Origin of the sequence: Staphylococcus rostri (assembly GCF_002902145.1) — a bacterium.
Lineage (GTDB): Bacteria > Bacillota > Bacilli > Staphylococcales > Staphylococcaceae > Staphylococcus > Staphylococcus rostri.
In genome coordinates this window covers 1-20,759 of record NZ_PPRF01000034.1, presented here as the reverse complement: position 1 = coordinate 20,759, position 20,759 = coordinate 1, and the positions used below count along the sequence as shown (strand labels likewise).

At 39.0% G+C, this 20,759-nt stretch carries 21 protein-coding genes, 2 tRNA genes, 1 rRNA gene and 1 pseudogene; 24 read left to right on the top strand and 1 reads right to left on the bottom strand.

Annotation, left to right across the window (positions count from 1 at the left end; genetic code table 11):
- From csoR to CD122_RS11910, 5 genes and pseudogenes are all read left to right on the top strand, one after another.
- A pseudogene (gene csoR / locus CD122_RS05955) lies at nucleotides 1–193 on the top strand (copper-sensing transcriptional repressor CsoR); the annotation flags it as partial.
- 12 nt (nucleotides 194–205) lie between these two features.
- Nucleotides 206–427: a putative copper chaperone CsoZ gene (gene csoZ, locus CD122_RS05950; protein WP_103358081.1), complete on the top strand. Its 222-nt coding sequence runs from the start codon at nucleotides 206–208 to the stop codon at nucleotides 425–427.
- Nucleotide 428: 1 nt separating this feature from the next.
- A complete protein-coding gene (locus CD122_RS05945; protein WP_103358080.1) occupies nucleotides 429–632 on the top strand; it encodes a cation transporter in 204 nt (67 codons plus the stop codon).
- A gap of 120 nt (nucleotides 633–752) precedes the next feature.
- Nucleotides 753–2,903, top strand: a complete 2,151-nt coding sequence (locus CD122_RS05940; protein ID WP_373694265.1) for a heavy metal translocating P-type ATPase — start codon at nucleotides 753–755, stop codon at nucleotides 2,901–2,903.
- 85 nt (nucleotides 2,904–2,988) lie between these two features.
- A complete protein-coding gene (locus CD122_RS11910) occupies nucleotides 2,989–3,129 on the top strand; it encodes an Lmo0850 family protein (protein ID WP_169926472.1) in 141 nt (46 codons plus the stop codon).
- Between the two features lie 375 nt (nucleotides 3,130–3,504).
- Here CD122_RS11910 and CD122_RS05935 read toward each other — a convergent pair whose 3' ends face one another.
- Nucleotides 3,505–4,710, bottom strand: a complete 1,206-nt coding sequence (locus CD122_RS05935) for an FtsW/RodA/SpoVE family cell cycle protein (protein ID WP_103358078.1) — start codon at nucleotides 4,708–4,710, stop codon at nucleotides 3,505–3,507.
- A gap of 157 nt (nucleotides 4,711–4,867) precedes the next feature.
- Between CD122_RS05935 and CD122_RS05930 the strand changes: the two genes are divergently transcribed.
- The 19 genes from CD122_RS05930 to CD122_RS05840 all read left to right on the top strand — a co-directional run.
- Nucleotides 4,868–5,941, top strand: coding sequence for a D-alanine--D-alanine ligase (locus tag CD122_RS05930; RefSeq protein ID WP_103358077.1), 1,074 nt, complete (start codon nucleotides 4,868–4,870; stop codon nucleotides 5,939–5,941).
- Between the two features lie 12 nt (nucleotides 5,942–5,953).
- The gene (locus CD122_RS05925; RefSeq protein WP_103358076.1) at nucleotides 5,954–7,315 is read left to right on the top strand and encodes a UDP-N-acetylmuramoyl-tripeptide--D-alanyl-D-alanine ligase; all 1,362 of its coding nucleotides are present in this window, start codon (nucleotides 5,954–5,956) and stop codon (nucleotides 7,313–7,315) included.
- Between the two features lie 250 nt (nucleotides 7,316–7,565).
- Nucleotides 7,566–9,053 carry a degradosome RNA helicase CshA gene (gene cshA / locus CD122_RS05920; RefSeq protein ID WP_103358075.1) on the top strand — a complete coding sequence of 496 codons (1,488 nt, stop codon included), beginning with the start codon at nucleotides 7,566–7,568 and terminating at the stop codon, nucleotides 9,051–9,053.
- Between the two features lie 138 nt (nucleotides 9,054–9,191).
- Nucleotides 9,192–9,662, top strand: coding sequence for a PH domain-containing protein (locus CD122_RS05915; protein WP_103358074.1), 471 nt, complete (start codon nucleotides 9,192–9,194; stop codon nucleotides 9,660–9,662).
- Nucleotides 9,655–11,148 (top strand): PH domain-containing protein, encoded by a 1,494-nt coding sequence (locus CD122_RS05910; protein ID WP_103358073.1) that lies wholly within the window; start codon nucleotides 9,655–9,657, stop codon nucleotides 11,146–11,148. The genes CD122_RS05915 and CD122_RS05910 overlap by 8 nt, the downstream gene beginning before the upstream one ends.
- Nucleotides 11,135–11,707: a PH domain-containing protein gene (locus CD122_RS05905; protein WP_103358072.1), complete on the top strand. Its 573-nt coding sequence runs from the start codon at nucleotides 11,135–11,137 to the stop codon at nucleotides 11,705–11,707. The genes CD122_RS05910 and CD122_RS05905 overlap by 14 nt, the downstream gene beginning before the upstream one ends.
- The gene (acpS, locus tag CD122_RS05900; protein ID WP_103358071.1) at nucleotides 11,707–12,069 is read left to right on the top strand and encodes a holo-ACP synthase; all 363 of its coding nucleotides are present in this window, start codon (nucleotides 11,707–11,709) and stop codon (nucleotides 12,067–12,069) included. Before CD122_RS05905 ends, acpS begins: the two co-directional genes overlap by 1 nt.
- A gap of 53 nt (nucleotides 12,070–12,122) precedes the next feature.
- Nucleotides 12,123–13,271, top strand: a complete 1,149-nt coding sequence (gene alr / locus CD122_RS05895; protein WP_103358070.1) for an alanine racemase — start codon at nucleotides 12,123–12,125, stop codon at nucleotides 13,269–13,271.
- A gap of 88 nt (nucleotides 13,272–13,359) precedes the next feature.
- Nucleotides 13,360–13,530, top strand: coding sequence for a type II toxin-antitoxin system antitoxin MazE (gene mazE / locus CD122_RS05890; RefSeq protein WP_103358069.1), 171 nt, complete (start codon nucleotides 13,360–13,362; stop codon nucleotides 13,528–13,530).
- Entirely contained in the window at nucleotides 13,531–13,884 is a 354-nt protein-coding gene (locus CD122_RS05885) for a type II toxin-antitoxin system PemK/MazF family toxin (protein WP_103358068.1), read from the top strand.
- Between the two features lie 262 nt (nucleotides 13,885–14,146).
- Nucleotides 14,147–15,151 carry a SpoIIE family protein phosphatase gene (locus CD122_RS05880; protein WP_240624128.1) on the top strand — a complete coding sequence of 335 codons (1,005 nt, stop codon included), beginning with the start codon at nucleotides 14,147–14,149 and terminating at the stop codon, nucleotides 15,149–15,151.
- Between the two features lie 78 nt (nucleotides 15,152–15,229).
- A complete protein-coding gene (locus CD122_RS05875; protein ID WP_103358066.1) occupies nucleotides 15,230–15,556 on the top strand; it encodes an anti-sigma factor antagonist in 327 nt (108 codons plus the stop codon).
- 1 nt (nucleotide 15,557) lies between these two features.
- Nucleotides 15,558–16,040: an anti-sigma B factor RsbW gene (gene rsbW / locus CD122_RS05870; RefSeq protein ID WP_103358065.1), complete on the top strand. Its 483-nt coding sequence runs from the start codon at nucleotides 15,558–15,560 to the stop codon at nucleotides 16,038–16,040.
- Nucleotides 16,012–16,782 carry an RNA polymerase sigma factor SigB gene (gene sigB / locus CD122_RS05865; RefSeq protein ID WP_103358064.1) on the top strand — a complete coding sequence of 257 codons (771 nt, stop codon included), beginning with the start codon at nucleotides 16,012–16,014 and terminating at the stop codon, nucleotides 16,780–16,782. Before rsbW ends, sigB begins: the two co-directional genes overlap by 29 nt.
- Nucleotides 16,783–16,907: 125 nt before the next feature.
- A complete protein-coding gene (locus CD122_RS05860; protein WP_103358083.1) occupies nucleotides 16,908–19,061 on the top strand; it encodes a Tex family protein in 2,154 nt (717 codons plus the stop codon).
- Nucleotides 19,054–19,506, top strand: a complete 453-nt coding sequence (locus CD122_RS05855; protein WP_103358063.1) for a SprT family protein — start codon at nucleotides 19,054–19,056, stop codon at nucleotides 19,504–19,506. The genes CD122_RS05860 and CD122_RS05855 overlap by 8 nt, the downstream gene beginning before the upstream one ends.
- A gap of 832 nt (nucleotides 19,507–20,338) precedes the next feature.
- Nucleotides 20,339–20,421, top strand: a tRNA-Leu gene (locus CD122_RS05850).
- A gap of 33 nt (nucleotides 20,422–20,454) precedes the next feature.
- A tRNA-Gly gene (locus CD122_RS05845) sits at nucleotides 20,455–20,528 on the top strand.
- 133 nt (nucleotides 20,529–20,661) lie between these two features.
- Nucleotides 20,662–20,759, top strand: a 16S ribosomal RNA gene (locus tag CD122_RS05840); the annotation flags it as partial.

The following is a 20,759-nucleotide window of genomic DNA, read 5'->3' as shown; positions in this document are numbered from 1 at the left end:
GATTGAGGAAGATGTCTATTGCGATGATGTATTGACACAAATTCGTGCGACACGTTCCGCCCTCAATGGTGTGGCTGCAAAGTTATTGGAGCATCATATGAAAGGCTGTATTATGCACAAGGTGGAAGCGGGCAACGAACAGCAAGCGATGGATGAATTGTTAGTGACATTTCAAAAGTTGATGAAAGATTAGGAGATGAACAGAATGATAAGTACAGTCGTATTGTCGGGTCTCAGGAGTGAGGAACAAAAGCGACAACTTGAGACACGATTAACGAATATGATTGGTGTAGCAGCGGCAACGGTTGATATTGAAAAGCAGACGGTTACGTTATCGTATGAAACACCAGCAAATTTAAATACACTTGAAAAAGAAATTTATGATGCGGGTTATCCTGTTATCAATTCATATAAAGGAGAGAATTAATATGGCAAAACACACAATCGCAGTAGAAGGTATGAGTTGTGATCATTGCAAAAAAACGGTAGAAACTGCAGTGAAAGAAAATAAAGATGTTGTAGCGGTAGAAGCATTCCCAGCAGAAGATAAAGTGGATGTTGAATTATCAAACGATGCCGCATTAGAAGATGTTAAACAACGTATTTATGACGTTGGTTATGATGTAAAGTAAGTCACAAGCGTAGTAAATGAGTGGGCGTATGACAGCCTGCTCTTTCTTTAAAACAACAATATACCCCATATAGGTATTGGAGTGGTAAACGTGAATAAAGAAACATTTAAAATTTCGGGTATGGATTGCGCGGCCTGTGCTTCACGAATCGAACGCACGTTAAATCGAGAGGCCGGTATTGAATCCGTTAATGTGAATTTAGTGATGGAAAAAGGGACAGTAAGTTATGATCCATCACAGATTAGTATTGATGACATTTTTGAACGTGTTGAAAAGATTGGGTTCCAAGCACATCCGGTTGAAACACAGCAACAAACACGTGAGCGTAAGCAACGTGAGTTAAAACTTCAAAAGTATAAATTTATTGCGGCATTGATTTTATCGTTGCCGTTGTTATACACAATGTTTGGACACTTTTCATTTTTAAACTTTGTACCGGTGCCTGAACTCTTTATGAATCCATGGTTTCAATTGATTTTAGCAACACCTGTACAATTTGGATTAGGTTGGCAGTTCTACGTTGGGGCATATCAGTCACTATCAAATAAAAGTGCGAATATGGATGTGCTCGTTGCAATGGGAACATCTGCCGCTTATTTCTACAGTATTTATTTAATGTTTGCACATGCGAATACGGGGCACCATGTACCGCTTTATTTTGAAACGAGTGCGGTATTGATTACATTGATTTTATTAGGTAAATATTTTGAAAAACGTGCGAAAGGTCATGCGAGTGATGCGATTGAAAAGTTAGCAGCGTTACAAGTGCGTGATGCAGAAGTTGAACGCGATGGTCAAATTCAACGTGTGGCGATTGATGATGTGCGTGTAGGTGACATTATCCGTGTGCGTAGTGGGGAACAAATTCCACTCGACGGAACGATTGTTGAAGGCTGGTCAACAGTTGATGAATCTATGTTAACAGGGGAAAGTATTCCGGTTGATAAGGTGAAAGGCGATGCCGTGATTGGCAGTACGTTGAACCAGCAAAACTTTATTAAAGTACAAGTGACACATACAGGCGATGATCTTGTTCTAAACCAAATTATCCAAGTTGTTGAAGCGGCACAAGGAGACAAACCACAAATTCAACGTTTAGCAGATAAAGTGTCTAATATCTTTGTACCGGTTGTTGTCGGTATTGCACTACTTGCTTTTCTTGTATGGTACTTCTTTGTAACACCGTTTGAATTATCACAAGCGCTGGAAATCTTTATTGCGGTTATCGTTATTGCTTGTCCATGTGCGCTTGGTTTAGCAACACCAACCTCTATTATGGTCGGTTCTGGTCGTGCGGCTGAAGCAGGTATTTTGTTTAAAACAGCTGAGTCTTTAGAAGAGACACACCATATTGATACCATTGTTTTTGATAAAACGGGAACTTTGACTGTTGGAAATCCGAAAGTCATTGCGGAACAGCATTTAACAGAACACGATATGGCAGGTACTTATATTAAAAGTTTAGAACAACAATCAGAGCATCCACTTTCTAAAGCAGTTGTGCAATATTTTGAACATGAAGCGGTATTACCAGTAGATAATTATGAAACGCATACAGGTAATGGTATTTCAGGCGTTATTGAAGGACGTCATGTTGTAGTTGGTGCGATAACTTTTGTTGAACAGTATGCGCCAGTGGATGAAGCGGCACGTCGAAAAGTGGCTGAATTACAAGAAACAGGTGCAACAGTGATTGCGATGACAGTTGATGGTCAGTTAGAAATGATTTTAGGTATACGTGATGAACCGAAACAAGAGGCACAAGAAGTGTTAGCGACATTGAATCCGAACTATGAATTGGTTATGTTAAGTGGTGACAGTGAGACAACGGCACGCGCGATTGGACGTGAGTTAGGTCTTTCTAACGTGATCGCAGGTGTCAAACCAGAAGAGAAAGCACAAGTGATTGTGGATTTACAACAACAAGGACATAAAGTGATGATGGTCGGAGATGGCTTGAATGACGCACCAGCCTTAATGAAGAGTGACATTGGTGTGGCGATGGGCTCAGGTTCTGACATCGCATTAGAATCTGCCGACATTGCGCTCGTAAAAGGGAACTTACAGCACGTTGCAGAAAGTTTAAAACTGAGTGATTTAACTATCCGTAATATTAAACAAAATCTCTTTTTCGCATTTTGTTACAATATGATTGGTATTCCATTTGCAGCGATGGGCTTTTTAGCACCTTGGCTTGCGGGAACGGCGATGGCATTTAGTTCAGTTTCTGTCGTGTTAAATGCTTTGCGATTAAAACATATTGCAAAATAAAAGTAATTAATTTTAATTTGTTATAGTAATGATAACGATTTTACGTTATGATGGCAGTAATAGGTTGACAAGCTGGGGTGATAATATGGCAAAACCAAACGATAAGTTTTACAATGTGGTGAAGAGGTTATCATCAATTGGGGTTACTGTTAAAAAAACAAAATCACGATTGGATATCATGCGCTCACTGCCGAACACAACCGCTGCACCAGAAAAGCTTAAGTAACGAACAACTGCATAACATATTAAAACCACTTCTGTAGATCGCTTTGATCTGAACAGAAGTGGTTTTTTCGTAGTAGTGCCCCGGCAAAGCTGACTAGATTTGTGACAAGATAAAGGCGTAGTCAGACATCAGTCAGCTACTGCCACTCGTATAAATGAACCAGTAAATACAATAGGGACAGTCTAAAGATAATCTCTATTAAAGAGCAGAAATCTCATGCGTTAGCAAAGATTTCGTAGCAGTGCCCCGGCAAGGCTGAGTAGGTGTATGACAAGCCAAAAGCGTAGTCAGACATCAGTCAGCTACTGCCAAAAGCATTAACAGTATTGCTCGGATTCTGCTCAAACGCTAACCGTGCCTTTCACAACCTCGTTATTATTTACTTATACGTGATTGTACGGCTGTGGCATCGTATTTTTTAGGTGCATGATAGTGAATGCTTAGTAGCACACCGATACCAGCCATCAAGCTCCATAATGAACTACCACCGTAACTGATGAATGGGAGTGGAATCCCGGTAATTGGTAATAGCTGAATTGTCATACCGATATTTTGAACAATATGGAACAATAATAAACTTGTATAGCCGACGATAAATGATTTACTGAATAGGTCGTCTGATGAAATGGCAAGACGAATTAAATGTAATAACAGTAACAAGAAAATACCAAGTACGATAACGGCGCCGACAAAACCAAATTCTTCCCCGATAACAGAGAAAATAAAGTCTGTATGGTTTTCCGGAATGTACACTTCGCCGTTGTTTAAGCCTTTCCCAATTAATTGCCCTGAGCCGATTGCTTTCATAGATTCCGTTAAGTGGAAACCGTCACCAGTACTATATGTGTAAGGGTCTAACCACGAATTAATACGGCCAAGCTGATACGTTTTAATACCTGAAATATTTTCAATAAAACTTGGGTTGTAAATAATAGATAAGATAAGTCCGCCGCCAAGTACGATTGCTGAGCCGAATAGGGGCGCTAAAATTTTCCAAGTGACACCACTCACAATGACGATACCTGCGATAATAGCTAGGAAGACGAGTGTCGTTCCTAAGTCATTTTGTAAGAGAATGAGCCCCATTGGAATGATTGTGACACCGAATATTTTGAGCAATAACATGAAGTCTGTTTCCAAAGATTTGTTGAATGTAAAGCGGTTGTGCTGTGCAACGACTTTGGATACGGCTAAGATTAGGACGATTTTCATAAATTCAGATGGCTGAATGCTGATAGGTCCTAAACGATACCAACTTTTTGCGCCGTTAATAATCGGTGTAAAGCTTGATTCTGGTAGGATGATTAAACCAATCAGTAAAACGACGAAAATGCCGTATATCATATTCACGTACTTGCGAATTTTTTTAGGTGATACGAGCATGATCATAAAAGCAATGATTGCGCCTAGAACATAGTAGAATACTTGTCTGACACCAAAGTCCATGCTATATTGACCGCCACCCATTGCTGAGTGAATCGTTGTGACACTAATGATACAGAGAATTAAAATTAAACTAATGAGTTTCCAATCTAAACGCCGAAAAAAAGATTTTTGCGTTTGTTGACGTGAAGAAGCCATTGCAATCTCCTTTTTGCTAAAAAATTTCGTTAAGGTATATTATATAATGATTTTACATAACATGTAATAAAATTGCTAATATTGTACAAAAATAAATGCATAATAAATAGACGGCGTGGTAATATGGTTTTGTAGAAAATTTTTTGGAGGCGGAACTATGTCAAAAGAAGCTTTATGTATTATATACGGTGGGAAGAGCGCCGAACATGATGTTTCGATATTAACAGCGCAGAATGTATTGAATGCAATTGATAAAGCACAATACCAAATAGACATTATTTATATTACAAATGATGGACAATGGAAAAAGTTAGAAAACATTACAGATGAAATTAAAGATATTGATACGTTACGTTTAGAAGAAGTTAAAGAAGGACAAATTACAGAAATGTTAACGACATCAAGCAAAGGTGGACGTTATGATGTTGTATTCCCGTTATTACATGGTCCTAACGGTGAAGACGGAACGATCCAAGGACTATTCGAAGTACTTGATATTCCTTACGTTGGTAACGGTGTTCTCGCAGCGGCAAGCTCTATGGATAAACTTGTGATGAAACAATTGTTTGCACACAGAGGGTTACCACAATTACCATACGTAAGCTTTTTACGTAGCGAATATGAAAAATATCAACATAATATTTTAAAATTAGTGCAAGATAAATTAGAATTCCCAGTATTTGTAAAGCCGGCTAACTTAGGCTCAAGTGTCGGTATTAGTAAATGTGAAGATGAAGCGGCATTAATCCGTGGTATTGAAGAAGCATTCCAATTCGACCGTAAGTTGGTCATTGAACAAGGTGTCAATGCACGTGAAATCGAAGTAGCTGTGCTAGGTAACGACTACCCTGAAACAACATGGCCTGGAGAAGTCATCAAGGACGTTTCTTTCTATGATTACAAGGCAAAATATAAAGACGGTAACGTACAATTGAGCATTCCTGCAGAGCTTGATCAAGAGGTGCAAATGACATTGCGTGATATGGCAATCGAAGCGTTTAAAGCGACAGATTGTTCAGGTTTATTACGTGCAGACTTCTTTGTAACGGAAGATCAACAAATTTATATTAATGAAACAAACGCGATGCCAGGTTTTACAGCATACAGTATGTACCCAAAACTTTGGGAAAACATGGGCGTTTCGTATTCTGAACTCATTACAAAATTGATTGAACTTGCAAAAGAACGCCATGCGGATAAACATTTAAACAAATATCGCATTGACGAGTAGAGGTTGTAGAAGATGATAAATATCAGCTTGAGACAGTTAGCAGAATGGATAACATGTGAAATAGACGATCGCTACTTAGACGTAATGATTCATGGCGTGACGATTGATTCACGTCACATTGAAGCGGGACAATTATTTATTCCTTTTAACGGGGAACATGTTGATGGACATCGTTTTAGTGCACAAGCCTTACAAGATGGCGCAGCTGCGACGTTTTTTGAAAAGCATAGCGACGTAGCGGCACCGACTGAAGGGCCTGTCATCTATGTAGAAAATACGTTACAAGCTTTACAACAACTTGCGGAAGCATATTTACGTGAAGTGGCGCCGACTGTGATTGCTGTGACAGGATCAAATGGTAAGACGACAACGAAAGATATGCTCGAAAACACTTTGGCAGCTAACTTCAAAGTGCAGAAAACACAAGGGAACTACAATAATGAAATTGGCATGCCATTGACGATTTTAGCTTTAGAACCAGACACACAAATCTCTATTTTAGAAATGGGGATGTCAGGCTTTGGCGAAATTGAGTTATTGTCAACGATTGCGCAACCGGATTTTGCTGTGATTACAAATATCGGTGAATCACATATGCAAGATTTAGGTTCAAGAGCTGGCATTGCGAAGGCGAAGTTTGAGATTATCGCTGGTTTAAAAGCGGATGGACGATTATTGTTTGAAGGCGATGAGCCATTATTGGCTGAATTGGTTGAGGAACATGCCGAATTACATGCGACGTCTATCGGTACAATGTCATCAAATGATGTGCGTTGCGAAGTCGTTGCACATGACGCGACAGGCATTACATTTAAGTTAGATGATGAAGGCACGTATCATATCCCTGTTTTAGGCGCGCACAATATGAAAAATGCTGCTTATGCGATTACGGTTGCACTTGCATTAGGCGTAGACCGAGAAACGATTCAACAACAACTGCAACAATTGGTGTTAACTGGTATGCGTATGCAGAAGTTTACAGCGCAAAATGGTGCAGTTGTGATTAATGATGCGTACAATGCAAGTCCAACAAGTATGAAGGCAGCTATCGACACCATTACTCAAATGACAGGACGTAAAATACTAGTCTTTGGTGATGTGTTAGAGCTAGGACCTCAGTCAGCGTCGTTACATGGCGATGTTGGACGTTACTTAGCAGACAAGACAATTGATGTACTGTTTACGTTTGGAGAGGCTTCAGAAGCATTGTACGAAGCAGGGGAGCCATTTGTTGGACAAGCACAACACTTTACATCAAAAACGGAATTGATCGAGACGTTATCAGCCATGCTACAATCGGATGACATCGTGCTCGTGAAAGGATCACGTGGTATGAAGTTAGAAGAAGTGGTTGATGCATTGATTAACGTATAAAAAATAAATATTTATAAAAAATGATCTTAACAGATGTGTAAGGCATGTGTTAGGGTCATTTTTTCTGCACGCGTATTGGCTTTTATGCTTCTAAACAACCCGCAACGACTTATTGTTTTTCACTATATCAATTCGAGATAGTGACTTCCATTTATTGCGATATTAATGCTTAGGTGGTAATATGTAGAAGTTAGATTAAAATTATTTGACAAACTTATATGAGAATTTCGAAATAAAAAGGAGAATTACTTTGCAAAAATTTACAGAATTAGGTGTTTCAGAACGTACAGCTGAGACCCTCGAGGCAATGGGATTTACTGAGCCAACCCCCATCCAAAAAGACAGTATCCCATACGCACTCGAAAATATTGACATATTGGGCCAAGCGCAAACAGGGACAGGAAAAACAGGCGCATTTGGTATCCCGCTTATTGAAAAAGTTGTCGGCAAAGAAGGCGTTCGCGCATTAATCTTAGCGCCAACACGTGAACTAGCAATGCAGGTTGCTGAACAATTACGCGAATTCAGTCGTGGACAAAAAGTTCAAGTCGTTACAGTATTCGGTGGTATGCCGATTGACCGTCAAATCAAATCATTAAAACGTGGTCCACAAATTGTTGTAGGGACACCTGGCCGTGTGATTGACCACTTGAACCGTCGTACATTGAAGCCACAACAAATCGAAACATTAATCTTGGACGAAGCAGATGAAATGATGAACATGGGCTTCATCGACGATATGCGTTATATTATGGATAAATTGCCATCAGAAAACCGTCAAACGATGCTATTCTCGGCAACAATGCCAAAAGCGATTCAAGAACTTGTACAGAAGTTCATGAAATCCCCTAAAATTATTAAAACAATGAATAACGAAATCTCTGACCCACAAATTGATGAATACTACACAATTGTGAAAGAGTTAGAGAAATTCGATACATTCACAAACTTCTTAGACGTACACCAACCAGAACTTGCGATCGTATTCGGACGTACAAAACGCCGTGTAGATGAATTAACAAGCGCATTGCTGTCAAAAGGCTACAAAGCTGAAGGGCTTCACGGAGATATTACGCAAGCGAAACGTTTAGAAGTATTGAAAAAGTTCAAGAATGATCAAATTGATATTTTGGTTGCGACAGACGTTGCCGCTCGTGGATTAGACATTTCAGGTGTCAGCCATGTTTATAACTTTGACATTCCACAAGACACGGAAAGCTATACGCACCGTATCGGACGTACAGGTCGTGCGGGTAAACATGGTATCGCTGTAACATTCGTTAACCCAATTGAGATGGATTATATCCGTCAAATCGAGCAAACGAACCGTCGTCAAATGCGTGCATTACGTCCACCACATCGCAAAGAAGTGCTACAAGCGCGTGAAGATGAGATTAAAAACAAGGTAGAAAAATGGATGGCTGCCGACAAAGAGCCACGTGTTGAGCAAATTGCTAAGCAGTTGCTTGAAACACACGATGCGGCAGACCTTGTGACAGCACTTTTACAAGAGCTTGTAGAATCAAATGATGAAGTGGAAGTACAATTAACATTTGAAAAACCACTTGCACGTAAAACACGTGGACCTAAAGGTGGTAACCGTAAAGGCTCAAATGGTAAACGCCACGGTAAAAACAACCGTAACCATAAACAAGGTTTCAACAAAAAAGGAAACTTTAAAAACAAGCGTGATGGCAAAGTGAAAAAAGGGCGTACATTTGCCGATCATCAAAAATAAGTAAGATAACATTAGGTGAGACAATGATGATATTGTCTTGCCTTTTTTATATATCAATTTGCATGTCGAACTGAAAGTATAAGGGCAAAATGGTTTATGTTATAATGTAAACAAAAATATTGAAAGGGGTCAGACGTGATGACGTCATTTCATAAAAGTCCCGAAGTTGCCAAGCGCTATCTGAGGCGTTTTTATTTGATTGAACTGATTGCTGGGGCGCTACCACTTATCGCTGGGCTCGTACTCATCCGTTATTACAACGTATGGCAGCCGTTGTTTTATATTGTTATTGGATTGCTCGTTTTATTACTTATTTATTGTATGACACAACCTTATTTTAAATATCATTATACGCATTATCGTATGAATCAAAATATTATCGAAGTAAAGCGTCATTTTTGGTTTCGTCGTTATGACATACTCAAAGTAGAACGCATTCAGTATGTTCGATGGCAAAATGGTCCTTTGCTCCGTCATTACAAGTTACAGCGATTAACTTTGACGACAGCAGGGCATGAGATTACATTACCGTTATTGTATGCGGAAGATGTAGCACGCATTGAACAGCACTGTTTAGCATATTTGCAGGAGGTCGATAGTGATGTATAATCCGCAAAAGTTACACCCTATCTCGTATGTTATGAGTATTTTCACCGCAATTAAATCTAACTTTATCCCAATTTTGTTGTTTATTTTATTTGCTGTGAAAGACTTTGATTATACAAAACCTTCTAATTATATTTTTCCAGGACTCGTGACGCTCTTCTTTTTAATTACATTAGTGAATGACGCGATTAATACATATCGTACGCGCTATTGGATTGAAGGCAAACATTTTATTGTGACGTCTGGATTATTCAATCTAGAACGTAAAGAATTGAATATTTCGCGCATACAATCAATGGATACATCACAAAATGTTATTCATCAAATTGTAGGTGGCGTACGTCTACAAATTCAAACGCCGAGTGATGGTATTGCGCTTGAAACGATTACGAAAGCGCAGAGTGACTGGATTCAAGCAGAACTTGAAAAAGTGAAGCAAGATTTGATCAATGATCATGCTGTGTCAGAGGAAACGGAAGCAGATACATCGACTAAAGCGACAATGCAAGAAGATATGTTGTATCACCTTTCAACGAAGAACTTGTTGTTAATGGCGATGACCAGTGGTGCTATCTTTGTCGCACTGGCCACACTGACACCAGTCTTGACGGCAATTATAGACTATATCAACTGGGATTGGGTTTATGACGAGTTACTGTTCTTTGCCAATACAGCATTTTTAGTAACGACGATTATTGTTGCTGCAATAGCGTTATTATCTTATTTGATTGGTATTGTTATTACGTTTACGCGTTATTACAATTACACACTTAAACGCAAAGGCGATTATTTAACAATTCGCTACGGCTTATTGAATGTTAAAAAAGTAACTGTACCACTTAAACGCATTCAAGCAGTCATTGAACATAAAAGTTTTCTACGGACATTGTTTGGCTACACATCATATGACTTTGTAATTACAAGTGATATGGAAATTGATTTGGATAATGACTTTGCGCACGGACGCGTGATGGTGTTGCCATTTATACGTCATGCAGAAGCGCAAAAAATATTGAAAAACATGGTGCCGCATATGGCGTTTAACGAGATTCAACCTTCATTACCATGGCGTGGTTTCCATAGACGATTCTGGATTCAATCATGTGTCCTCATCATCATTGCAGCAGTCGTGCACTATTACGATTGGCCATGGTTCTGGATTCCAGTCGGCATACTCATCGCCTATATGATATTTAGAAGTTACGTGATGATTAAAAAGGCAGGATGGAATGTCACTCAAGATGAAATGGTGATTCGTCGAGTAACGTTGTTTGGCTTTCAAACGACATATTTCAAACACGATCGAATTCTAGGCTGGCATCGTAAAGCACATCCAGTCATGGCACGTAAGCAGTTGAATCACTTTTATTACACGCTTGCGAAAGGGGCAAGTTTTATGAATGTCGGATTGGAGTATGCAGATGTACAAGATATAGACACATTGCAAGCATGGTATATAGGAGGTGCTGACAACGATGGAAATGGATAATACGTATTACAAAATGGCGCCAGAAGGCCCTAAGGCCATGCGACTTGCATCAGGGATTGTTGTCGCAGTCCTTCTCGTGATTGCGATTGCATTATTTTTCATAGGCTTTTTCGTATCATTTAAGGAAAAAATGTGGTGGATAGCGGCGGGTGTTGCTGTACTGGCAATCTTGTATACTATTGTATTTGTATGGCTAAAACCTATTTACGCCTATCATGTGTTTGGTTATCAATACTCTGAACAAGGCATAGTCGTTCGAGAAGGGTTTATTTTTAATCAGCAGACGAAAGTGCCGCTATTTCGCATTCAAAATATCGATATTGATGAAGGCTTTATTATGCGTAATTTTGAGCTAGCGACATTGACCATTTCAACAGCAGGCGGTAATACGGAAATTCGTCTTATCGATAAGCAACAAGCGTTCAAAATCAAACGATTGATTCAAGGCGAAACGATGGCATATGGTACGAATAATGAAAGTGATGTCCAATCTGAAATAACTGATGAAAATTATGATAAAATAGAAGCAATGCAACCCAAAGATAAGGAGGAGCTGTGATGATATACGGCTTAGGTGTTGACTTAGTTGAAATCGCGCGAATTAAAGAGCTCGTTGAAAAACAACCTAAGTTTGTGATGCGCATTTTGAGTCAAGGCGAATGTGACCAGTATCAACAGCTCACACATCCACAACGGCGCTTGGAGTTTTTGGCAGGACGCTTTGCGGTAAAAGAAGCGTTCAGTAAGGCGTTAGGCACCGGTATTGGTAAGGAGATTGCATTTAAAGACATACATTGTGCAAATGACGAAAAAGGTAAGCCGTACATTAATTTTGATGGCTTTAACGTACACGTATCGATTACACATACGGCGAACTATGCGATGAGTCAAGTTATTTTAGAGCAAGTAAATGAAATGTAACGATGAACAAAGAAAAGGGATAAGTGATATAGAACAAGGAAGGTGACAGTAATTTGTCAGAGAAATATTACCGTAATACAACATTGAATGTGAATTTAGATGCGATTACCGCGAACTATCAAGCTATTGCCAAGTGTCAGCCGGATAAACTGTTAATGCCTGTTGTAAAGGCAAATGCGTATGGTCTAGGTAGTGTGACCGTCGCCAATCATCTTGCTAAAATTGGCGTGACGTTTATCTGTGTCGCAACGCTTGATGAAGCGATTGAATTACGTATGCACGGTTTTAAAGAAAAAATCTTAATTTTATCAAGTACACCACCAGAAAATATTAATAAAGCGATTCAACATCGTGTGGCAGTCGCAGTACCATCTAAAGAGTGGTTAGTTGAAGCAATTGAACATATGGATGAAACGAATGAGAAGTCGCTATGGTTACACATTAAGTTGGATACTGGTATGAACCGTTTAGGTATTAAGGATAGCGACACATATCGTGATATTATCGCGTTAATCGAACAATATGATCAGTTGATTTTTGAAGGGGTATTTTCACATTTTGCATCGGCGGATGAAGAAAATGATTCTGCACAACAACAGTATCAACGCTTTGAGGACATTGTAGAAAGTACTGAGCGTCCAGCGTATGTGCATATTCAAAATTCAGCAGGTACATTGCGTTTTAATCCTGAAATTTGTAATGCTTGCAGACCGGGCATTGCGATGTATGGTTATTATCCAAGTCCGTTTATTGAAGAGAAAGAAACGGCGCGTCTTACACCAGCGGCTTCTGTTGAAACGACTGTGACACAGGTGAAACAATTGGAAGCGGGCGAATCGATTGGATATGGTGAAACATTCACTGCTTCTGAACGTATGCATATTGCGTTATTACCAATCGGTTATGCGGATGGCTATTTACGTAGTATGCAAGGGGCGACAATGAATGTGAATGGGAATCAATGTGAAGTTGTAGGACGTGTCAGCATGGACCAGACAGCGATTCGCGTGCCGGCATATGTGAAACAAGGCGACAAAGTCATTGTGATGGAGGCACGTGCGCATACACCACAATCTGTAGAAGCATTAGCTGAAAAGCAAGGGACGATTAATTACGAAGTGCTTTGTAACTTTGGTAGACGACTTCCACGTGTTTACACAACCGAAGATCACGTGGACGTGTCAAATGAATTGTTAAAATAATATGGTGATTTTGGATATTTTTTGCTATTATTGTGAGTGATTAACTTCGATTTTTAGAGATGAGTTGAATTGATATGGAGGGTCTAGTATGTCAGTATTCAATCAAGCACGATTTAAAAATTTAGAGCAGTCATTAAAAGAAGGTTACGCCCAAATGGCAGACCTGAATCTCTCCCTAGCCACAGAAGCATATTCCGTAGAGTGTGAGGCATGCGATTGTAATGAAACGCACTTACTCTCAAAGCATCAGGACGACTAGATGAAGCGCGGAGATGTTTATTTAGCTGATTTATCGCCAGTGCAGGGTTCTGAACAAGGGGGAGTTAGACCCGTCGTTATCATTCAAAATGATACTGGTAACAAATATAGTCCAACTGTTATCGTAGCAGCAATTACCGGGCGTATTAATAAGGCGAAAATACCAACGCATGTAGAAATAGGGAAACAGAAGTATAAGCTTGATAAAGATTCAGTCATCTTGTTGGAACAAATACGAACAGTGGATAAAAAACGCTTAAAAGAAAAATTAACTTTTTTATCAGATGAAAAGATGAAAGAAGTGAATAACGCATTAGGCATTAGCTTAGGGCTCCACGTCAATCAATCGCGATAACACCACGTGGATGAATGCCGCATTGATTAAGCGATAGGACATCAACTAGATAATTCGTAGTGTACGGAGAATGACTTGTTATCATTTTATTACATTGGCGTTTTAGGATAATGATAGATGACTGAAGCACGGTTGTGTTTTAAGTTATTGGCATCAGCGTATCCTTATGAAAGTGGACGATGAAATCTTTGTACTTAATGAGGTTTCACGCCCACTTTTTATATGTTTAACAGAAATAAGATTGGAAAAAGGAGTACTGACATTGGCGCAATCAAAGAAAGATTACTATTTTGAATTGATCGACCTTTTTTTACAGAATAGTAACAGAGAAGAAGTATTAGAAAAAGCACGTACATTTGCCAGTAATTTACCTGAAGAAAGTATAACACCTGAAGCAATTGTCAATGTTCATAAAACTTATTTCGAACAACGCACATTCAGTCAACAAGATGTCATGGATAGTTTAGATGTGCTAGAAGTCGTGATTCAAAGCTTTGGCTATAACTATTCAGACTACAAGCGTTTAGTAGACCGCATGGAAGTACACGATAAAGAAATGGGGCTTGCAGCAAGCCTGCAACAAACAATGTTAAAAACAGATATCCCACAGTTTGACAGCATTCAAATTGGGGTTATTTCCGTTGCCGCCCAACGTGTGAGTGGCGATTATTTCAACTTGATTGATCATAAAGACGGTACGATGAGCTTTGCGGTGGCAGATGTCATCGGTAAAGGGATTCCAGCCGCACTTGCGATGAGTATGATTAAGTTCGGCATGGACTCATACGGTCATTCACAATTGCCGAATGATGGTTTGAAACGTCTGAATCGAGTTGTAGAAAAAAACGTCAACCAAAATATGTTTGTGACGATGTTTTACGGTTTGTATGAAGATCTCAATCACATTTTATATTGCAGCTCAGCGGGACACGAGCCAGGCTATATTTTTAGAGCGGCTTCAGATACATTTGAAGAGATTAACGTGCGCGGTCGCGTGTTGGGTGTGAGTCCCAACATCCGATACGAACAACAAGAAATCAAAATAGAATTGAATGATATGATTATTATTTTTACAGATGGTGTAACGGAGATTAGAGATGAATCGGGACGCTTTATTGACAAGAATTATCTCTTAAATTTCATTCTTCAATATAAAGAGATGCATCCTCAAGATATTGTTCAATTACTGTACGAATCACTTTTACGTTTACAGGAGACAAGTAAACGAGATGATTTAACCATTTTGATTATTAAAAGAGCCCAATAATACATTATAAAAGATTATGATGTACAAAATTAGGGTAAAAAATGATTAATAGAGACTATTTTAGGAGTGTATGAAACAATGAACCTTAATATAGAAACGGAAACACACGATGATTATTACGAGGTAACTGTAGCTGGTGAACTAGACGTTGCGACAGTACCGGAATTAGAAGCGGTATTATTGTCAATGCGTCAAGAGGGGACACATGACATCCATGTGAATTTAACGGATTTAACATACATGGATTCAACGGGTTTAGGTTTGTTTGTTGGGACACTCAAAGCACTGAATCAGCATGACAAGGCGCTCTATATCTTAGGTGTCAATGATCGCATCAAGCGTTTATTTGATATTACAGGATTAGATGATTTAATGCATGTGAATCAAGGAACGGAGGTCGAATAACATGCCATATGAACAAGATGTTATCGAGATGAGGTTACCTGCAGAACCCGAGTATGTCAGTTTAATTCGTCTGACATTATCAGGTGTATTCAATCGTGCAAATGCTTCTTATAACGATATTGAAGATGCGAAAATTGCGGTAAGTGAAGCAGTAACGAATGCTGTCAAACATGCGTATAAAAATCAAGACGAGAAAGGCTACATTACAATCGTCTTTGAAGTACATGAGACACATATTAAAATCGTTGTATCTGATCAAGGGGATAGCTTTAATTATCATGAAACAAAACAACAGTTAGGTCCTTACCAAAACGATGAAAATATTGATTTTCTTCGCGAAGGTGGGCTCGGTTTATTCCTGATTGAAGCATTGATGGATGATGTAACAGTGAGCAAAGAAACGGGCGTTACAATCAGTATGACGAAGTATATCAAAAAAGAGCAGGTGCAAAAACATGACGAAAGCATCGAACTCAGTGAATAATGTTTCGCCTGAACAAATCAATGCGTGGATTTTAGCGCACCAACAAAATGAAGATGTAGAAGCACAAGAAAAATTGGTGACTCATTATGAAAACTTGATTGAGTCGCTGGCCTATAAGTATTCAAAAGGGCAGTCACATCATGAAGATCTTGTGCAAGTGGGGATGGTTGGTTTAATAGGTGCGATTAACCGCTTTGATTTATCATTTGATCGTAAGTTTGAAGCCTTTTTAGTGCCAACAGTGATTGGTGAGATTAAGCGTTACTTGCGTGATAAAACGTGGAGTGTACATGTGCCAAGACGCATCAAGGAAATTGGTCCACGTATTAAAAAGGCAATCGATGAACTGACGAACGAACTTGAGCGCTCACCATCGATACGTGAAATTGCGGATCGCTTGGAAGTGTCTGATGAAGAAGTATTGGAAGCGATGGAGATGGGCCAAAGCTACCATGCGTTAAGTGTGGATCATTCGATAGAAGCAGATAAGGATGGTTCTACCGTTACTTTATTAGATGTGATGGGCAGCCAAGATGAAAATTATGACTTAACCGAACAACGTATTATTTTGGAACGTATTTTACCTATCTTATCTGAGCGGGAACGAGAAATTATACAATGTACCTTTATTGAAGGGTTAAGCCAAAAAGAAACAGGTGAACGTGTCGGCTTGAGTCAAATGCATGTTTCACGTTTGCAACGAACAGCTATTAAGAAATTACAGCAAGCAGCAAAGCAATAATTGAAAAAATGAAAACAAAAAGCAAAGCACAATACCTTTTACCAATTGGATAGAACGTATTGTGCTCATTTTTACGATTGCGATACTAAGGATTTAATGAGTATAGAAGAAAGGCAGTGACAGAGATGACAGCAGATACACTTGTCCAAGCGATACATAAAGAATATCAATATTCAGTGAAACAAATTGAAGCAGTATTGGCATTATTGCAAGAGAAGAATACCGTACCATTTATTGCACGTTATCGAAAAGAAGCAACGGGCGGTCTTGATGAAGTAGCGATTAAACAAATTGAAGATCGCTATCAATATATGGAAAACTTACAAAAGCGTAAAGAAGAAATTATTCATGCGATTGAGCAACAAGGGTTATTAACGCCAGAATTGAAACGTGATATTTTAGCACAGACCAAATTACAACGTGTGGAAGACTTATATCGTCCGTACAAACAAAAGAAAAAAACACGTGCGACGGAAGCCAAAAGAAAAGGATTAGAGCCGCTTGCACAATGGATAATGGTACAGAAGTCACCTGGTGAACTTGAGGCGAAAGCAAAAAGCTATATCACAGATGAAGTACCGACAGTTGAAGCGGCGATTGCAGGGGCACAAGACATTATTGCCGAAATCATTGCAGACCATCCACAATATCGAAAACAGATTTTGCGAGAAGTATGGCATACAGGTTCACTTGTAACACAGAAAAAGAAAAAAGCAGAAGATGAAAAAGCTGTCTTTGCGATGTACTACGACTACAGTGAACCGATTAAAAGAGCTGCGAATCATCGAATTTTGGCAATGAATCGTGGTGAAAAAGAGAAAATCTTATCTGTAAAAGTTGAAGCGGATAAAGCAAAATTATCTCAAATTGTGCAACGTGTTGAAGTGAAAGGGACGCATGCGTTGTCAGACATCGTTGTTGCGGCAATTGAAGATGCGATGAAACGCCTAATTTTTCCATCAATTGAGCGTGAGATACGCAGTGATTTAACAGAGCGAGCAGAAACACAAGCGATTGATGTTTTCAGTGAGAACCTGAAAAACTTGTTATTGCAACAACCGTTAAAAGGGAAACAAATTTTAGGTGTGGACCCTGCCTTTCGTACAGGATGTAAACTTGCGGTCATTAATCCGTATGGGACATTTGTCGCAAAGTCGGTGATGTACCCACATCCACCTGTGTCAAAAACAAAAGCAGCAGAAGCAACATTTTTAGCCATGGTTAAAGATTATGATGTAGACCTAGTTGCGATAGGGAACGGAACAGCAAGCCGTGAAACAGAACAATTCGTTGCCAATATGATTCAAACACATAATTTAAATATTCAATATGTCATTGTGAATGAAGCGGGCGCATCTGTTTATTCAGCCTCAGAAATCGCGCGACATGAATTTCCAGACTTTCAAGTAGAGGAACGCAGTGCAGTTTCGATTGGACGACGCATCCAAGACCCATTAAGTGAATTAGTTAAGATTGATCCAAAATCAATTGGCGTCGGTCAGTATCAACATGACGTAAATCAAAAAGCATTGTCTGACGCATTAGATTTTGTCGTTGAAACAGCAGTTAACCAAGTAGGTGTTGATATTAATACGGCATCACGTACACTTTTACAACACGTCGCTGGCTTATCGAAACAAATTGCAGATAATATCGTTGCACATCGTGAAGAAAATGGTCCATTCACGAAACATCAACAAATTAAAAAAGTGAAACGATTAGGGGCTAAAACATTTGAACAATGTATCGGTTTCTTACGTATTGTCGATGGTACAGATCCACTAGATAATACAGCCATTCACCCCGAAAGTTATGAAGCGACACACGCATTACTTGAAGCAGTTCATATGACAGTGTCAGACATTGGTACTGAAAACTTAAAAAGTGCATTAGAAAATTTAAATATTGCACAGCATGCTGAAAAGTTAAATATTGGCGTGCCAACACTTGAAGATATTGTAAAATCACTGATTGCACCAAATAGAGACCCACGTGATGACTACGAAACGCCACAACTGAAGTCGGATGTCTTATCTATTGAAGACTTGCGTGAAGGTATGAAGTTAACAGGAACAGTCCGTAATGTTGTTGACTTTGGTGCGTTTGTCGACATTGGTGTGAAACAAGATGGACTTGTACACATTTCAAAAATGTCTAAGCAATTTGTAAAACACCCGATGGATAAAGTGAACGTAGGCGACATTGTCGATGTATGGATTGATGGTATCGATGAACAAAAACAAAAAGTCGCATTGACGATGGTTAATCCACATGAATAATGACGCGTTACAAGCATTGGTAGAAGCCATTGCGCGTGATGACTTTGGGAGAACATTTAAGCATCATGCATATTTTAACCGTCGCTTGCGTACAACTGGCGGACGCTACTTGTTAGGAAGTCATGATATAGAAGTGAATCCGAAACAATATGAGGCGTTTGGAGAAGCAGCGCTAATTGATATTATTAAGCACGAGTTGTGTCATTATTTTCTACATCTGGATAAGAAAGGTTATCAACATCGAGATGCAGACTTTAAAGCATTAAGCAAACGTGTAGGGGCACCACGATTTTGTGCTCCAATTGAAAGCTACGCATCACGTGCTAACTATATTTATGTATGTACAAAGTGTCACACGGAATACATGCGCATTCGAAAAGTGAATACATCTCGTATGCGCTGCGGTAAATGTGGCGGAAGATTGAAAGAAATAACGAAGCAATAATGATAGGGCGAGGTTGGGACAAAAGCGTTTAGGATTTGAGCAGAACCGAACGATGAGCAAAATTGCTTTTCAAATTTTGACGAAATCGTGGCAGTTCTGCTCAAATCCTGCTTTTGGGACACCGTTTATCGGCTTCCCAGCACTTAAATTTATTGTGTCTCACCCCAGTCTTATTTGCTTTGGGTGTTCAGTCTGATAGGCGGAGGGTTAGTATTATTGTGGAAAATGAGGGATAAAGCTCATATTATTGAATGAACAATATGTATTAGAAGTGCTGTAGAAAAACTTTTTAAAAATTGGCATAGCTTTAATGATGTTCCTTTATATTTGATAGTATCTAATTGTGTTTGTTGCTATAAACATTTTAGTGTATATACAATTTTAATTGAGATAGTGAGATTAGGTTACTGGAGAAAAATAATAACGCTTATCTTCATTGTTCATCAGTTATTGCCCGACATACTTTTTAACATCAAGCCGTTTTATAATTGTCTACAGGATAAAATACGTCTAGTTATAATGTGAGACGAATCTAGGGGAGAGTAGCTAGCATATATGAGTATGTCACCTTTTTAAATTTAATTGATATTTATAGTTGACTTTGAAGTTATCGTTCTATATAATTACAAAAGTCGACAAAAACAAGTTAACAATTTAGAAATTAAATGTTGACTTTGAATTGCTGACATGATATAGTTAAGTACGTTGCGAAAATAATATGTTAACAACAGATTACAAACATTAAATTAATGTTAAAAAAGTGTTGACATGAAATATCGCGCCTGATATAATGAATATCGTTCTGAAAAATAATGATGTTTTAAATTACCAAGCGGTCGTGGCGGAATGGCAGACGCGCTAGGTTGAGGGCCTAGTGGGAGAAATCCCGTGGAGGTTCAAGTCCTCTCGGCCGCATCAACAAATTAAAACATTCTACTAATACTACATGCGGGTGTAGTTTAATGGGAAAACCTCAGCCTTCCAAGCTGATGTTGTGGGTTCGATTCCCATCACCCGCTCCATTAACTTTTATAATGAACATTGAAAACTGAATGACAATATGTCAACGTTAATTCCGATAAATTGAGTACTCAGAGTAGTACTTTCAAGAGTGATTGACTTAAACAATCAAACGAGCTAATCAAGCTTACTTCTTTTGTGGAGAGTTTGATCCTGGCTCAGGATGAACGCTGGCGGCGTGCCTAATACATGCAAGTCGAGCGAACAGACGAGGTGCTTGCACCTCTGACGTT

Bases quoted from the DNA above. Each gene is read 5' to 3' on its own strand.
- CD122_RS05935 (WP_103358078.1), bottom strand. From the start codon at position 4,710: ATGGCTTCTTCACGTCAACAAACGCAAAAATCTTTTTTTCGGCGTTTA.
- CD122_RS05930 (WP_103358077.1), top strand. From the start codon at position 4,868: ATGTCAAAAGAAGCTTTATGTATTATATACGGTGGGAAGAGCGCCGAA.
- CD122_RS05905 (WP_103358072.1), top strand. From the start codon at position 11,135: ATGGAAATGGATAATACGTATTACAAAATGGCGCCAGAAGGCCCTAAG.
- CD122_RS11910 (WP_169926472.1), top strand. From the start codon at position 2,989: ATGGCAAAACCAAACGATAAGTTTTACAATGTGGTGAAGAGGTTATCA.
- mazE (WP_103358069.1), top strand. From the start codon at position 13,360: ATGTCAGTATTCAATCAAGCACGATTTAAAAATTTAGAGCAGTCATTA.
- CD122_RS05860 (WP_103358083.1), top strand. From the start codon at position 16,908: ATGACAGCAGATACACTTGTCCAAGCGATACATAAAGAATATCAATAT.
- CD122_RS05940 (WP_373694265.1), top strand. From the start codon at position 753: ATGGATTGCGCGGCCTGTGCTTCACGAATCGAACGCACGTTAAATCGA.
- CD122_RS05945 (WP_103358080.1), top strand. From the start codon at position 429: ATGGCAAAACACACAATCGCAGTAGAAGGTATGAGTTGTGATCATTGC.
- csoZ (WP_103358081.1), top strand. From the start codon at position 206: ATGATAAGTACAGTCGTATTGTCGGGTCTCAGGAGTGAGGAACAAAAG.
- CD122_RS05910 (WP_103358073.1), top strand. From the start codon at position 9,655: ATGTATAATCCGCAAAAGTTACACCCTATCTCGTATGTTATGAGTATT.
- CD122_RS05875 (WP_103358066.1), top strand. From the start codon at position 15,230: ATGAACCTTAATATAGAAACGGAAACACACGATGATTATTACGAGGTA.
- CD122_RS05915 (WP_103358074.1), top strand. From the start codon at position 9,192: ATGACGTCATTTCATAAAAGTCCCGAAGTTGCCAAGCGCTATCTGAGG.
- CD122_RS05885 (WP_103358068.1), top strand. From the start codon at position 13,531: ATGAAGCGCGGAGATGTTTATTTAGCTGATTTATCGCCAGTGCAGGGT.
- CD122_RS05855 (WP_103358063.1), top strand. From the start codon at position 19,054: ATGAATAATGACGCGTTACAAGCATTGGTAGAAGCCATTGCGCGTGAT.
- CD122_RS05925 (WP_103358076.1), top strand. From the start codon at position 5,954: ATGATAAATATCAGCTTGAGACAGTTAGCAGAATGGATAACATGTGAA.
- acpS (WP_103358071.1), top strand. From the start codon at position 11,707: ATGATATACGGCTTAGGTGTTGACTTAGTTGAAATCGCGCGAATTAAA.
- sigB (WP_103358064.1), top strand. From the start codon at position 16,012: ATGACGAAAGCATCGAACTCAGTGAATAATGTTTCGCCTGAACAAATC.
- rsbW (WP_103358065.1), top strand. From the start codon at position 15,558: ATGCCATATGAACAAGATGTTATCGAGATGAGGTTACCTGCAGAACCC.